At 68.2% G+C, this 13,139-nt stretch carries 12 protein-coding genes, 1 tRNA gene and 1 pseudogene; 4 read left to right on the plus strand and 10 right to left on the minus strand.

Features of this window, described 5'->3' with window-relative positions; genetic code table 11:
* The 3 genes and pseudogenes from ACPYOG_RS16030 to ACPYOG_RS16040 form a co-directional block, all read right to left on the minus strand.
* Positions 1-468 (minus strand): annotated as a pseudogene (locus tag ACPYOG_RS16030) (M23 family metallopeptidase); the annotation flags it as partial.
* A gap of 50 nt (positions 469-518) precedes the next feature.
* Positions 519-1,262: a sigma factor gene (locus tag ACPYOG_RS16035; protein ID WP_481295169.1), complete on the minus strand. Its 744-nt coding sequence runs from the start codon at positions 1,260-1,262 to the stop codon at positions 519-521.
* A 458-nt stretch (positions 1,263-1,720) separates the two neighbouring features.
* A complete protein-coding gene (locus tag ACPYOG_RS16040) occupies positions 1,721-1,882 on the minus strand; it encodes a hypothetical protein (protein ID WP_481295170.1) in 162 nt (53 codons plus the stop codon).
* A gap of 149 nt (positions 1,883-2,031) precedes the next feature.
* Between ACPYOG_RS16040 and ACPYOG_RS16045 the strand changes: the two genes are divergently transcribed.
* Positions 2,032-2,622 (plus strand): helix-turn-helix domain-containing protein, encoded by a 591-nt coding sequence (locus tag ACPYOG_RS16045; RefSeq protein ID WP_481295171.1) that lies wholly within the window; start codon positions 2,032-2,034, stop codon positions 2,620-2,622.
* Between the two features lie 21 nt (positions 2,623-2,643).
* Entirely contained in the window at positions 2,644-3,726 is a 1,083-nt protein-coding gene (locus ACPYOG_RS16050) for a tyrosine-type recombinase/integrase (RefSeq protein WP_481295172.1), read from the plus strand.
* 202 nt (positions 3,727-3,928) lie between these two features.
* Here the strand turns inward: ACPYOG_RS16050 and ACPYOG_RS16055 are convergent.
* From ACPYOG_RS16055 to serS, 4 genes are all read right to left on the minus strand, one after another.
* Positions 3,929-4,013: transfer RNA gene (locus ACPYOG_RS16055), tRNA-Ser, on the minus strand.
* A 61-nt stretch (positions 4,014-4,074) separates the two neighbouring features.
* Positions 4,075-5,379 (minus strand): LCP family protein, encoded by a 1,305-nt coding sequence (locus ACPYOG_RS16060; protein WP_481295173.1) that lies wholly within the window; start codon positions 5,377-5,379, stop codon positions 4,075-4,077.
* 157 nt (positions 5,380-5,536) lie between these two features.
* The gene (locus ACPYOG_RS16065; protein ID WP_481295174.1) at positions 5,537-6,340 is read right to left on the minus strand and encodes an HAD family hydrolase; all 804 of its coding nucleotides are present in this window, start codon (positions 6,338-6,340) and stop codon (positions 5,537-5,539) included.
* Positions 6,337-7,602 (minus strand): serine--tRNA ligase, encoded by a 1,266-nt coding sequence (gene serS, locus ACPYOG_RS16070; RefSeq protein ID WP_481295175.1) that lies wholly within the window; start codon positions 7,600-7,602, stop codon positions 6,337-6,339. The genes ACPYOG_RS16065 and serS overlap by 4 nt, the downstream gene beginning before the upstream one ends.
* Positions 7,603-7,646: 44 nt before the next feature.
* On the opposite strand from serS, the gene ACPYOG_RS16075 reads away from it, so the two are divergent.
* On the plus strand, positions 7,647-8,669 hold the full coding sequence (locus ACPYOG_RS16075) for a diacylglycerol/lipid kinase family protein (RefSeq protein WP_481295176.1): 1,023 nt from the start codon (positions 7,647-7,649) through the stop codon (positions 8,667-8,669).
* Between the two features lie 37 nt (positions 8,670-8,706).
* On the opposite strand, the gene ACPYOG_RS16080 is transcribed toward ACPYOG_RS16075, so the two are convergent.
* Positions 8,707-9,342 carry a hypothetical protein gene (locus tag ACPYOG_RS16080; RefSeq protein WP_481295177.1) on the minus strand — a complete coding sequence of 212 codons (636 nt, stop codon included), beginning with the start codon at positions 9,340-9,342 and terminating at the stop codon, positions 8,707-8,709.
* A 30-nt stretch (positions 9,343-9,372) separates the two neighbouring features.
* Positions 9,373-10,413 carry a prephenate dehydratase gene (gene pheA, locus ACPYOG_RS16085; protein WP_481295178.1) on the minus strand — a complete coding sequence of 347 codons (1,041 nt, stop codon included), beginning with the start codon at positions 10,411-10,413 and terminating at the stop codon, positions 9,373-9,375.
* A 100-nt stretch (positions 10,414-10,513) separates the two neighbouring features.
* Here pheA and pgm point away from each other — a divergent pair, with 100 nt between their 5' ends.
* On the plus strand, positions 10,514-12,133 hold the full coding sequence (pgm, locus tag ACPYOG_RS16090; RefSeq protein ID WP_481295179.1) for a phosphoglucomutase (alpha-D-glucose-1,6-bisphosphate-dependent): 1,620 nt from the start codon (positions 10,514-10,516) through the stop codon (positions 12,131-12,133).
* 36 nt (positions 12,134-12,169) lie between these two features.
* Here pgm and ACPYOG_RS16095 read toward each other — a convergent pair whose 3' ends face one another.
* Positions 12,170-13,003, minus strand: coding sequence for a M15 family metallopeptidase (locus ACPYOG_RS16095; protein WP_481295180.1), 834 nt, complete (start codon positions 13,001-13,003; stop codon positions 12,170-12,172).
* Positions 13,004-13,139: the final 136 nt, after the last annotated feature.

Consider the following 13,139-nt stretch of genomic DNA (forward strand, 5'->3'; position numbering starts at 1 on the left):
GATCTGGACCGCGTGCGCGACCAGGGTTGGGGCAAGTGTCTGCCATTCGGGGACGCGCAACATGCGGGTGTAGAACGCGGCGGCAGCGGTCGCCGGGTCCATCCGCTGCGCAGGGGTGCCGTAGCCGGCCCCCTGCTGGAAGACGCCGATGGTGGTGTTGTCGACGGCGTCCCCGTGGTTCAGGTTCCTGAGTCCGGACTCTCCGATTGCGACCATCAGGGCGAGTGTCTGCCCGTGCGGGGGGACGCTCATCTGTTGGCCGACGGTGATCATCGTCGCTGCGATCTTCAGCTGCTCGGATCCGTACCCGTCAACATTCTGACCGGCTTCCACGGACGGTGCAGATCCGCCGCACGCTCCCCCACCGCCGCCGAAGCCGTTGGCACCCATCGCGAGCACCAACGACGCAGGCACGGCGACGAGCGCGACAGGGACGAACAGGACGATGACGGCCGCGACAATCAGCACATTCCGAGTCGTTTTCGGATGCGACACCGCGTGAGTGGCAGCCGCGCTGATCATGCCGCCAACTCCTGTTCGAGGACGGTATGGGCGATCATCAGCAGCCGCTTCGCTGTTGCGATCCGTGCCCGCGCCGAGCCGGGGTGGATATGAAGGGCGGCGGCGATTGCGCCTGCGTCGTCGCCGATCATTTCTGCGACCTCCCGGAACCCACCAACCTCGGGCACGCACGACACGATCACTGACCCTGTCAGCGGGAGTCCCGCATTCGCGGCAGCAAGGGCAGCCAGCACGGTTCGTGCCGTCTGGCACACCCGGTCATGGATTGTGCGGACACCGCGCTTGGACAGTTGATGGGCGGCGGCCACTCGCTCGGTGTTACCGTCTGCCAGGCTCAGGTCGCTCATCACGTGCCAGTCGGATGGGCCGGCGAAATCGGCGACCAGCACCATCCACCGGTGCGCGCTGAACCGCCGGATCAACGCCTCCAATGGGTCGATGTCCGAGGCGGACTCGACGTCGTCCGGAACGTCGTCCATCGGGACCTGCTTCCGCTCGATCTCCCGCAACACGACATGACGGGTGATGCCGAACACAAACGCGTGCGGCGACCCGCGCTTGGGGTCGAAGGTGGAGGACCGGTGCCAGACCGTCTCTCGGGCGATCTGGAGAACGGCGTCGACCTCACTCGGCCAGCCGCGCAGTTGAAAGCGGACGTACGGTCGCAGGGTGTCGACTTCACGGAGCAACTCCGTGAGAAGCGCATCCGTCCGCGTGCGGACTTGGGTTCCTCCAGCCACGAGATCACAACCTTCCTTGCATGGAGGTGGCTACTGCGAAGGACCGGGTTCGAGCCGGGCAGCTCGTGAGACTGCGCCTGGGTCAGCGCGAATGGGCGCGCGGGAGCGCCCGTGAAGATGAGTGGGGTGGATGAGCCGAGCATCGCCGGGGAGGTTGGGGCGGCGAGCCCGGATTCGGTGATGGGGCAGCGACTGCGACTCTGAAGTTCGGGAGTCTCAGTCACGATGGTTTACCGCCGCTCTGACTCGAGTTGGGAGCCGGGCGTCACGGTGATCGGGGTAAGAATCAGCCGCTCCATTTGGTGCCGCACGCTACCCCCGAATAGGGGTAGCAATGGGATGGCACGCCGGGGTGAACCAGCAGTTCTACTGACAGCTCTCGCATTGCAAGTCATCCATTGGATCGACCGGGACGAGGTACCCATCGACGAAGTCCTGGATGACGCCTGGCGCTGCGCTCACAGGCTCGCTTGCGCCGGTACTCCGGTCTTCGTCTGGGCGCTTGCTTCCAGCCATGCCAACACCTCCGCTCGCTTGTAGAGGATGGTGCGCGGCGTGGGCTTGTAGAAAGGTGGGCCGCCGCCGTGCCACCGCAGGTAGCCCAGAGCCTTAAGGCTCATGCCCGTGAGTTCAGCCACGTCTTCGGGCTGGATGTATTCTCCCGTCATCTCAATTCCTCCGATCGACAACCTAGGAGTCCTTGCTCTGTTGCATAGACAATAGCGTCTATTCAGGAGTTTGACAACACAAGACGCGCTATTCTGTCGAAATGGCTGACTTTCGATCGGAGTCCAACATTGGGGCGCGAATCAAGCTGGCGCGGCGGCAACGCGGTTTTCGCACGACTCGTGAGCTGGCTGAAGCCATTCCGGCGGAGAACGTCACGATGGCCGTCTTGGAAAACATCGAATCCGGCAGGAAGGCCGATCTCAGTGTCAGTCAGCTCTTGAACATCGCCCGAGGTCTCGGGGTACCGCCGAGCATGTTGCTCGCTCCGATGGGAACTCCTGACGCCGAACTCGACCTTCCGAACCTCAGTGCGCACTTCGACGGGATGACGTCGGCCGAGTTTGATTGCTGGCTTTCGGCAACGCCGCTGAGTTCATACCGGCCGAGACTCGCGGCCGAGCGCGGGGACATCGAAATCCTGAATACGCTTCGAGAGCTCGGCACGCTCCGGCGGGAGCTCGAGCGTCTCCAAGTCGTACTCGGTGTCCAAGCCGCATCTGGCGAGCCGGATCTCGCGATGAGCAATCAGGACTTACAGGAGCGCATCGACCGACTCACCCGAGAGATCACGCGCGTCGCTGAACTGCTCGTCAGCGCAGGGATCTCGGAGAGATCGGACAGCGCGTCTTAGAGGAGCATTGGAGGTGGTCTGATGGGCAGCATCGAGCCATACGAAAGCGCAAGAGGGAAACGCTACGTCGTTCGATACCGCACTCCCGAGCGGAGGCAGGCCGCTAAGCGCGGCTTCAAGACGAAGCGCGACGCCGAGCTGTATCTCGCCTCCATCGAGACGAGCAAAGCACGCGGCGAGTACATCGACGCGAGCGCAGCACGGACCACGATTGGCTCACTCGGCACCGAATGGCTCGCGAACCAGACTCACCTCAAGCCCTCGTCACTGCGTCCGCTCGAGATCGCATGGCGTCTCCAGGTCGAGCCCCGCTGGGGCAGCGTGGCAGTCGGGGACGTCCGGCATTCGGATGTCCAGATGTGGATCACTTCGCTGACCGCGGGACGATCAGCAACCACCGTCCTTCGTGCGTACGGAGTGCTCGCCGGGATCCTCGACGTCGCGGTGCGGGACCGGCGCGTTCCCAACAACGTCGCGCGTGGCTCCAGGCTGCCCCGCAAGGTCCCGCGAGCTCACCGTTACCTCAGCCATCAGCAGGTTCACGATCTGGCCAAAGCGAGTGGAAAACACGAGGCGCTGGTGCTTGTGCTGGCTTACACGGGGCTTCGATGGGGAGAGGTAACAGCTCTTCGAGTACGTGACGTCGACCTCAAGCGGCGCCGCATCGTCGTCTCCGAGAACGCAGTCGAGGTGGGAAGCGAGACCATCGTCGGCACACCCAAGACGCACAAGAGGCGCTCGGTAGCCTTCCCCTCTTTTCTCGCCAATGAACTCGCGAAAGCAATCGACGGGAAGCAGCCGAGCGAGCTGCTCTTCGCCGGCCGCTTCGGCGAGCACCTCAAACGGGCGACGCGAGGAGAGCGAACCTGGTTCAAAGCCGCACTCGCGAGTGCAGCGATCGAGCCGATGACCGTTCACGATCTGCGACACACAGCGGCCAGCCTCGCCGTGAGCGCCGGCGCGAATGTGAAGGCCGTCCAACGAATGCTCGGGCACGCGTCAGCGGCGATGACTCTCGATGTCTACGCGGATCTTTTCGATGACGACCTCGACGCGGTTGCAGATGCGCTCGATGCCGCCAGGCTGCGATCTGTGGCTTCATAGTCGGGGAGGCTCGTCTCGAAAGCGTGTGTTCTTTGGGCCCGTTTCGGTCGTTTTTGCATGTCCGTCTGACCCTGTTCGGGCCCAGAAAGTCGGCCCTGTGCTCATTCAATTGTGCGCAAATTGTGCGCAAAACGACCGGATCTCCAACTAGTGAGGCCCCGGATCTCAGTAATTTACTGGGATCCCGGGGCCTCAAGCGGTGCGGAGGGCGTGGGATTCGAACCCACGAGACATTTCTGCCCACCAGTTTTCAAGACTGGCTCCATCGGCCGCTCGGACAGCCCTCCCGGCGCCGTGCAAAACCGGCGTCGCCCGATTCTAGCGAACCCCGCGTGGATGCTGCCGGGCTCAGTCGGTGAACGGCTTGGAGCAGGTGTACTGCGCGGCGGTCTGCCCGTGCACATCCGAGGGCAGGGTCACGGCAGAGCCGTCTCCGACGGATCCCGTACCGGCCGTCGGTGCCTGCGTCGCGGGAGCGGGTGCCTGCGTCGCGGGAGCCGGAGCCTGCGTCGCCGGGGCCGGGGCCGGGGCCGGAGCCTGCGTCGCCGGCGCGTTCGGGTCGGCCTCCGAGCCGACACCCGTGTTGCCGGTGAGGGTCACGGACTGGTCGTTCTTGAGCGCCGCGGTGAGCTGCTGCGCCGCGTCGGTGGTCGGGACGACGCCGTCACCCTGATAGTGGTTCGGGTACTGGACGAACACGACCTTGCTGATGTCGATGTTCTTCAGCGCCAGGGCCATCGAGACGATGGTGGTCGGGTTGTTGAGGCTGTCGGAGAGCGTGATGTTGCTGGTCGCCGCCTTCGCGAGCCCGTAGAGCTTGACGGGGTTGCTCAACACGTCGGCGCTCTTGATGGTGCGCACGAGCGACGAGAGGAAGACCTGCTGGTTGCTGATCCGGCCGAGGTCCGAGCCGTCTCCGACCCCGTGACGGGTGCGGAGGAAGGCGAGCGCCTGCGAACCCTGCAGGACGTTCTGGCCGGCCTTCACATCAAGGCCCGTGTACGGGTCCTCGATGTCGCCCGCGACACACACGGGGACGCCGCCGACCGCGTTCGACATCTCGATCACACCGTCGAACTGGATGACACCCGCGTACGGGATGTCCATGCCCGTGAGCTTCTCGACCGTCAGCACGGTGCAGGCCAGGCCGCCGTAGGAGAGGGAGTTGTTGATCTTCTGGCGACTCATCGCGTCGAAGTTGCCGCCCTTGGGGTCGGGGCACGACGGGATCGAGACGTACATGTCGCGGGGGAAACTCACGACGGTGGCGTTCTGGTGGTCGGCCGAGACATGCAACAGCATGGTGACGTCGTTGAGGTTCTCGCCTCGGTCGCCATAGGCCGAGTTCCCGCCGCCGCTGTCGCTGCCCGCGAGCAGGACGTTGAATGCGCCGTTCATGGCGCCGATGCCGGGCGTCACGGTGTTGCCCTTGGTGTCGACGAGCTTCACGGACTTCTTGACGCCGGCCACGACATCCACCGCCGCGTAGGCCGCCAGGGAGACGCCGGTGACGCCGACGACCGCGATGACGGGGACGAAGATCTTCAGGAGTGCCTTGAGCGGATGGTGACGCTTCAGTCGTCCGTGGCGGACCGCTGGTCCTGCCGACTTCTCCTGCGCACGCGCTTGCGCGCGGGTGGGCATCTCGCTCATTCACGTCCTTTCGGGGGCGCAGTCGTCCGGGGCCGCCGTTCAGCGGCGTGGTTCAGCATCGGTGAGCACGAACATCGGCGTGGCCGAAATGGGCACACGCCGCTTAAACAGTGCCACGGCCGGCTGGCAATGCACTGGTTGGCCGCGCGGCGCGCGCTCAGAGGGCGTCGAGAACCTGCGCGACACCGTCCTCGACGACCGGCCCCGTGGCCCGGGTGGCGACGGCCTTCACCTCATCGGGCGCCTGGCCCATGGCGATGGCGACTCCGTGCTCTCCCGCCCAGCGCAGCAGGTCGATGTCGTTGCGGCCGTCTCCGATGGCGACCACGTGCGAGCGTGGGATGTCGAGCGCATGCCGGACCCGCTCCATCGCAGTGGCCTTGCTGACCCCGTCCGGCGAGATGTCGAGCCACGCGGTCCAGCCGATGGCGTAGCTCACGCGCTGGAGTCCCATCCGATCGACGATGGAGAGGAACTCCTCGGTGTCGTGCTCGGGCGACACGACGACGACGCGGGTGGCGGGATGCTGCAGCAGCTCCTCGAACGGCACCTGCTCGGCCTTGACGAGCTCCCAGTCCGTCATTCCCTCGGTGTAGCGGCGGAAGCCGGTCGGGTCCTCCACCATGAAGCTGCCGCTCGGGAGGTGCGGGCGGATGGTCTGCAGCACCTCGGACGGGTCGAAGACCTCGATGAACTCGCGCCGGTAACCACCCTCGACGGTCTCATCCCGCTTCATGGTGAGGGCGCCGTTCGCGCAGACGACGAACTCGCTGGTCAGGCCGAACTTCTCGTGGATCGGGCGTGCGGTCTCCCAGCTCCGCCCGGTCGCCAGCATGACCTCGTGGCCGGCGTCGCGCACGCGGGCGACGGCGGCGCGCACGGCTTCCCCCACACTCTCGTCCTCATGGATGAGCGTGCCGTCGACGTCGAGCGCGATCAGCAGGCGGGATCCATCGCTCACGAACGCGTCGGTTCCAGCAGCTCCAGGCCACCGAGGTAGGGACGCAGCGCCTCGGGGACACGGACCGAGCCGTCCTCCTGCTGGTGCGTCTCGAGGATGGCGACCAGCCACCGCGTGGTGGCGAGCGTCCCGTTGAGCGTCGCGACCGGGGCGGTCTTGCCGCTCTCGCTGCGGTGGCGGATGTTCAGACGGCGGGCCTGGAAGGTGGTGCAGTTGGAGGTCGATGTGAGCTCGCGGTAGCGGCCCTGCGTCGGGATCCACGCCTCGACGTCGTACTTGCGCGCGGCACTCGAGCCGAGGTCGCCGGCAGCGGTGTCGATCACGCGGTAGCTCAGGCCCAGGGCCTGCATCATCTCCTCCTGCCAGCCGAGCAGACGCTCATGCTCGGCCTCCGCGCGGTCCGGCCGGATGTAGACGAACATCTCCAGCTTGTCGAACTGGTGGACGCGGATGATGCCGCGGGTGTCCTTGCCCGCCGAGCCGGCCTCACGCCGGTAGCAGGTCGACCAGCCGGCGTAGCGGAGGGGCTCCTCCACGTCGATGATCTCGTCGGCGTGATACCCGGCGAGCGCCACCTCGCTCGTGCCGGTCAGATAGAGGTCGTCGTCGGCGAGGTGGTAGACCTCGTCCGAGTGCGCGCCGAGGAATCCGGTGCCCTGCATGATCTCCGGCTTCACGAGGGTCGGCGTGATCATCGGGATGAAGTCGTTCTGCACGGCCTTGTCGAGCGCCATGTTCATCAGCGCGAGCTCGAGCCGGGCGCCGATGCCGCGCAGGTACGAGAAGCGGGCTCCGGCGACTTTCGCACCGCGGACCATGTCGATCGCGCCGAGCAGCTCACCGAGCTCCAGGTGGTCGCGCGCCTCGAAGTCGAAGTGAGGGATGTCGCCCACGGTCTTGAGGACCGTGAAGTCGTCCTCACCGCCCGCCGGGACGCCGTCCACGATCGGGTTGCCGATGCTGCGGACCAGCCGCTCGAACCGCGAATCAGCGTCGTTGGCCGCCTGCTGGGCCTCCTTGACGCGGCCGGCGAGCTTCTGCGCCTGGGCGACGAGCTCCTTCTTCTGCTCCTTCGGCGCTTGGGCGACCTGCTTGCCGAAGGCGTTCTGCTCGGCGCGCAGCTCTTCGAAGGCGGTGATCGCGGCGCGACGCTCGATGTCGGCCTGGATCGCCTCGTCGACCAGCTGCACGGAGTCGCCGCGCGCCTCCTGCGAGCGGCGGACGACGTCGGGGTTCTCGCGGAGGAGCACGGGATCGATCACCGCACAAGCTTATCGAGCGATGCCGAACAGGTAGCGTGAGGATCGTGAACGGACGGGGCGGGCAGGATCACGAGGTCGTCGCCGTCGTCTACAACCCCGTCCGCGTCGACGTCCCGCGCGTGCGCGCGGCGGTCGAAGCGGCCGCCCTCGCTGCTGCGGAGGAGGGCCGGATCACCGGTGACGTCGAACTCCTCTGGCTGGAGACCACGCCGGACGAGGGCGGGCAGGCGCAGACCCGCGAGGCGCTGGCCCGCGGTGCGCGGCTCGTGCTCGCTGCCGGCGGCGACGGCACCGTACGTGCCGTGGCGGAGGCGCTGCGCGACCGGGAGGCGACCCTCGCCATCATCCCGGGCGGCACCGGCAATCTGCTCGCGCGCAACCTCGGGATCCCGTTCGCGAACGTGGAGAACGCGTGCGCCATCGCCTTCGGTGGGGAGACCCGGCGCATGGACATCGGCATCGCGACAGCCCGCCGGCCGGACGGCTCGGTGACGGAGCACGCCTTCCTCGTCATGGCGGGCGTGGGGATCGACGCGGCGATGATCGCGAGCGCGCGTCCCGAGCTCAAACGCCGCTTCGGCTGGCTGGCCTACGTGGATGCGGCTTTCCGGGCGTTGCCGCGTTCGACGAAGGTGCACATCCACTACCGGCTCGATCACGGCCACGAGCGCTCGGCGCACGTCAGCACGATCCTGGTCGCCAACTGCGGGACGCTGCCGGGCAACATGGAACTGATCCCGGACGGGGCGATCGACGACGGGCTGCTCGACGTGGCCATCCTGCAGCCCGCCACCGTCTTCGGCTGGCTGGCGATCTGGCGGAAGGTGACCTGGGAGAACCGGGTGCTGCGCCGGTCCAGCGTCGGGCGGCGGATCATCCGCTTCACCGACCGCGCCATCCGCACCCGCCTGAGCTACCTGCGCGGCGCGTCCGTGCAGCTCACGGTGGAGGAGCCGGAACCGTTCGAGCTGGACGGCGACGCGTTCGGCGACCTCCTGGCCCTCGACCTCCGGGTGGACGAGCTCGGCCTCCGGGTGAAGGCGCCGGCGTCCAGCCCGGTCCGCTGACCGGCCCCGGGACCGGTATCCGCCGGCGGACGCCGCGCTAGAGCTCCTCGTCCGCGGACGCGTGCGCGCGGGCCCGGCCGGCCAGCGCCGTGAGGAAGAGCAGCCCAACGAGCGTGAGCAGGCCGACCGTGATCAGCGGGCTCGCGAGCATCCACCCGAGCTGGGCGAAGACGAGCGCACCGACATCCGAGGTCGGCGTCGGTCCGCTGTACGAGGTGGCGACGGAGAGGCAGTAGAGCACGATGCCGAGCACGACGAAGCCGCCGCCGATCAGCCAGAGCGCAAGCAGGACGGGGTTGCGGCGGGGGTTCACGTCGAGGCTCTCCCAGAAGCCGGGCGTGGATGCGGCGAGGGGCGCGCCCAGGGAGGCTGCGGCCGCAGGCGCGGGGACCGACGCGGGCATCCGGCTGTCCGCCATCGCCGGCCCGTCCTCCTCGAAGGAGAGGGCGGCCGCGTCGTAGGCGCTCACCGGCTCCGACGGCTCGGGCACCGCGTCCTCCCGCCCGCGGACCAGCGACGGCGCGCGGCGGAATGTCGGATCCGTAGCGGTCGACCGGACCCGGGTGCGCGGGCGCTCGCCCGGCTGGGGCTGGTAGCCGCGCTGGAAGGCGGGGTCGAAGCGGGGGTCGAATCCGCCGGCACGATCCCCATCGTCACGCTCCTCGGCGACCATGATGACCTCCCGACTGTCCTGACCGGCAGCCTACGCCGCCGTCGTGCCGTCGTGACCCGCCGCGCGCCCATCCACATCGTCCGTCAGGGAGGCGAGCCACTCGCGCGCCTCCGTGAACACCTCGTCCCGGTAGCGCTGGTCGAACTCCACCCGCACGCCGTCCGCCCGGGGGTACGAACCGAGGAACATGACCGACGGGCTGAACCGCCGGAGGCCGAGCAGCGCATCCGCGACCCGCTCGTCCTGGATGTGGCCGTCGGCATCGATGACGAACCGGTACCGACCGAGGGCGTCGCCGACCGGGCGGGACTCAATGAGGCTCAGGTTGATCCCGCGTGTGGAGAACTGCTCGAGCAGGTCGAGCAGGCTTCCGGGGCGATCGTCGGGCAGCTCGGCGATGAGGCTGGTCTTGTCGGCGCCGGTGGGCTCCGGCACGCTCCGGGTGGTGCTCACCAGCACGAACCGGGTGACGGCGTTGGGGTTGTCGCCGATGTTCTCGGCCAGCACGTCGACCTCATGGTGGTCGACGATTCCGGGCGGCGCGATCGCCGCATCCGCCGCGCTCCCCTCGAACAGAGAGGCCGCCGCGGCGACATTGCTCGACGCGGGCAGGTGGCCGTGCTCCGGCAGGTGGCGGTCGAGCCACTGCTGGCACTGCGCGTAGGCGACGGGATGGGCGTTGACCGTGCGCACGTCGGAGAGGGTCGTGCCCGGGCGGGCGACGAGGACGAAGTTCACCGGGACGAGGTACTCGCCGATGATCCGCAGGCCCGGGATGGTCGCCAGCGCATCCTGGGCGACGGACACTCCGCCGTCGATGGAGTTCTCGATCGCGATCATCGCGGCGACGCTGCGACCCTCGACGACGTCCGCCAGCGCCTCGCCGAGGTTGTTCACGGCGCGCCAGTTCTTGCCGCGCGCCTCCGGGACCTGCTTGAGCGCCGCCTCCGTGAACGTGCCCGACGGGCCCAGGAAGCTGTACACGTCGTCGAGGGAGGCGGGCAGCTCGGCGGTCGCGCCCGTGGGCTGCGTGGGCTCGCCGGTGGACTCGTCAGCGGGGGCGGTGGACATGCGGTTCAGCTTAGCGAGCCGTCGGTGCGGCATCCCCGCCACGAGGATCGCGGTCGAATCCAGCTCCCGATGGCATACCCGCCGTGGAAGAGTAGTGACCATGGACGCACGAGCCGGTACCCCCGCCCAGCCTTCCGACCTGATCGACGTCGACGCCCTGCGGCGCGCGTACTACGAGCTGAAGCCGGATGTCAGCATCCCGGACCAGCGGGTCGTGTTCGGGACCTCCGGGCACCGCGGGTCGTCGCTGAACACCGCGTTCAATGAGGACCACATCGCCGCGACCACGCAGGCGATCGTGGAATACCGCAATGCCCAGGGCATCACCGGCCCCCTGTTCATCGGGGCGGACACCCACCTGCTGAGCGACTACGCCACCACCACGGCGCTGGCCGTGCTCGTGGCCAACGAGGTGCGCGTCCTCGTCGACGAGTTCGGCGACTGGGTGCCGACTCCCGCCGTTTCGCACGCGATCATCCGGTACAACCGAGCGGGGCACGGGGATCAGGCGGACGGCATCGTCGTGACGCCCAGCCACAACCCGCCCTCCGACGGAGGGTTCAAGTACAACCCGCCGCACGGAGGCCCGGCCGACACCGACGCCACGAGCTGGATCGCCGCGCGCGCCAACGAGATCATCGCGAACGGGATGCGCGAGGTGCGGATGGCCGAACCGTCCGGCGTCGAGACGTACGACTTCCGCGGCAACTACGTCGCCGACCTCGAGAACATCATCGACGTGAAGGCCATCCGCGACAGCGGCATCCGCATCGGCGCCGATCCGCTCGGCGGCGCCAGCGTCAACTACTGGCAGGCCATCGCCGACCGCTACGACCTCGACCTCACCGTCGTGAACCCGGATGTCGACCCGGCCTGGGGCTTCATGACGCTCGACTGGGACGGCAAGATCCGGATGGACCCGTCCAGCCCGTCCGCGATGGCCTCCGTGGTCGCCCGGCGTGCCGACTACGACATCCTCACCGGGAACGACGCCGACGCCGACCGGCACGGCATCGTCACGCCGGACGGCGGCCTGATGAACCCCAACCACTACCTCGCGGTCGCCATCGACTACCTGTTCCGCACGCGCACCGAGTGGCGGAAGGATGCGGCCGTCGGCAAGACGCTCGTGTCCTCGTCCATCATCGACCGGGTCGCCGCCTCGCTCGGACGGCGACTCTGGGAGGTGCCGGTCGGCTTCAAGTGGTTCGTCCCGGGCCTGATCGACGGCACCGTCGGCTTCGGCGGCGAAGAGAGCGCAGGCGCCAGCTTCCTCCGCTTCGACGGGACGGCCTGGACGACCGACAAGGACGGCATCCTGCTCGCGCTGCTCGCCAGCGAGATCCGGGCGGTCACCGGGAAGTCGCCGTCGGAGCTCTACCGCGAGCTGACCGAGCGCTTCGGCGATCCCGTCTACCAGCGAGTGGATGCGCCGGCGAGTCCCGAGCAGAAGTCCGCCCTGTCGAAGCTGGACGGCGACGCCATCGCCGCCACGGAGCTCGCCGGCGAGCCGATCACCGCGAAGCTCAGCCGCGCCCCCGGCAACGACGCCCCGCTCGGCGGGGTCAAGGTCCAGACGGACACCGCCTGGTTCGCCGCCCGCCCATCGGGGACCGAGAACGTCTACAAGATCTACGCCGAGTCGTTCGCCGGCGAAGACGACCTGCGCGAGGTGCAGGAGGAGGCCAAGCGCATCGTGGGCGAGGCGCTCGGCGCCTGACTCACGGGCCCAGCGGCACGGCAGACCCGCGATCCCTCAGCCGGGGTAGACGGTGCCGCCCGGGACGCCGAAGAATTCCTCGAGGGTGGTGACACCGGTGGTGTGCAGCTGGGTCGACAGCGGGACGCCGATGTAGCGGAAGTGCCACGGCTCGTACGTGAAGCCTGTGACGGGGACCTTGTCGGCCGGGTAGCGCAAGAGGAAGCCGAACCGCCACGCGTTCGCAGCCAGCCATCGGCCGTGCGGGGTGTCGCCGAAGCACGCGTCGAGGGAGCAGGAGGCCGGCACGGCGCTGATGTCCACTGCGAAGCCGGTCTGATGCTCGCTGTGGCCCGGTCGCGCGGTGTCCGTGTCGGCGAAGGCCTCGCCGTGCTGCGCCTTGTCGTCGTCGTAGACCCGGGTCTGCGACTCGAACGAGCGGTAGGCGCTCTGCACCGAGAAGGTCAGCCCCGCCTCCGATCTCCCCGCCTGGAACATCGCGACGAGAGCGGCCGCCGTCTCCTGCCGCATGGGCTGGTCGTTGAGGTTGGGGACGTCCGGATATGTCAGGTCCGCGGGTGCGTAGTCGATCGGGGTGAGCGGGCGCGCCTTGTTGACGATGACCCACGGACTCGCAGGGTCGGTCGTCGAGTGGGCGGACTTGTCGAATCCGATGCTCGTCGGCGTCGGCGGGACGGAGGGAGTCGGCGTCGGCCGCGGCGGGCGCGGGGTCGGCGAGGAACGGTGGGGCGTCGGACGATGCGTGCCGCTCGACGCCGAGATCGAGCCGGTGGCGCATCCCGTGAGCACAAGGAGCGCCACGAGGACGCCGCCGAGCAGCGCTCCCCGGGTCGCACCGGCCCGACGCGTTCGGGCATCCCCCAGAGTCACGGGCCGAGCATAGCCCACCAGGGTGATGGCCCCGCGGGAGGCGGACCTACTTCGACAGGCTCCAGAAGTGACCGACGGCGCCGGGGTGGTCGACGGTGATGGCCTGGTCGAGGTCGCGATAGTCGCTGTCCTCGTT

Source organism: Leifsonia sp. HAY1-4F (assembly GCF_056755275.1).

What these genes read in the sequence shown, in the direction of transcription:
- ACPYOG_RS16040 (WP_481295170.1), bottom strand. Translation starts at nt 1,882, where the DNA reads ATGAGCCTTAAGGCTCTGGGCTACCTGCGGTGGCACGGCGGCGGCCCA.
- ACPYOG_RS16045 (WP_481295171.1), top strand. Translation starts at nt 2,032, where the DNA reads ATGGCTGACTTTCGATCGGAGTCCAACATTGGGGCGCGAATCAAGCTG.
- ACPYOG_RS16050 (WP_481295172.1), top strand. Translation starts at nt 2,644, where the DNA reads ATGGGCAGCATCGAGCCATACGAAAGCGCAAGAGGGAAACGCTACGTC.
- ACPYOG_RS16060 (WP_481295173.1), bottom strand. Translation starts at nt 5,379, where the DNA reads ATGAGCGAGATGCCCACCCGCGCGCAAGCGCGTGCGCAGGAGAAGTCG.
- ACPYOG_RS16080 (WP_481295177.1), bottom strand. Translation starts at nt 9,342, where the DNA reads ATGGTCGCCGAGGAGCGTGACGATGGGGATCGTGCCGGCGGATTCGAC.
- pheA (WP_481295178.1), bottom strand. Translation starts at nt 10,413, where the DNA reads ATGTCCACCGCCCCCGCTGACGAGTCCACCGGCGAGCCCACGCAGCCC.
- pgm (WP_481295179.1), top strand. Translation starts at nt 10,514, where the DNA reads ATGGACGCACGAGCCGGTACCCCCGCCCAGCCTTCCGACCTGATCGAC.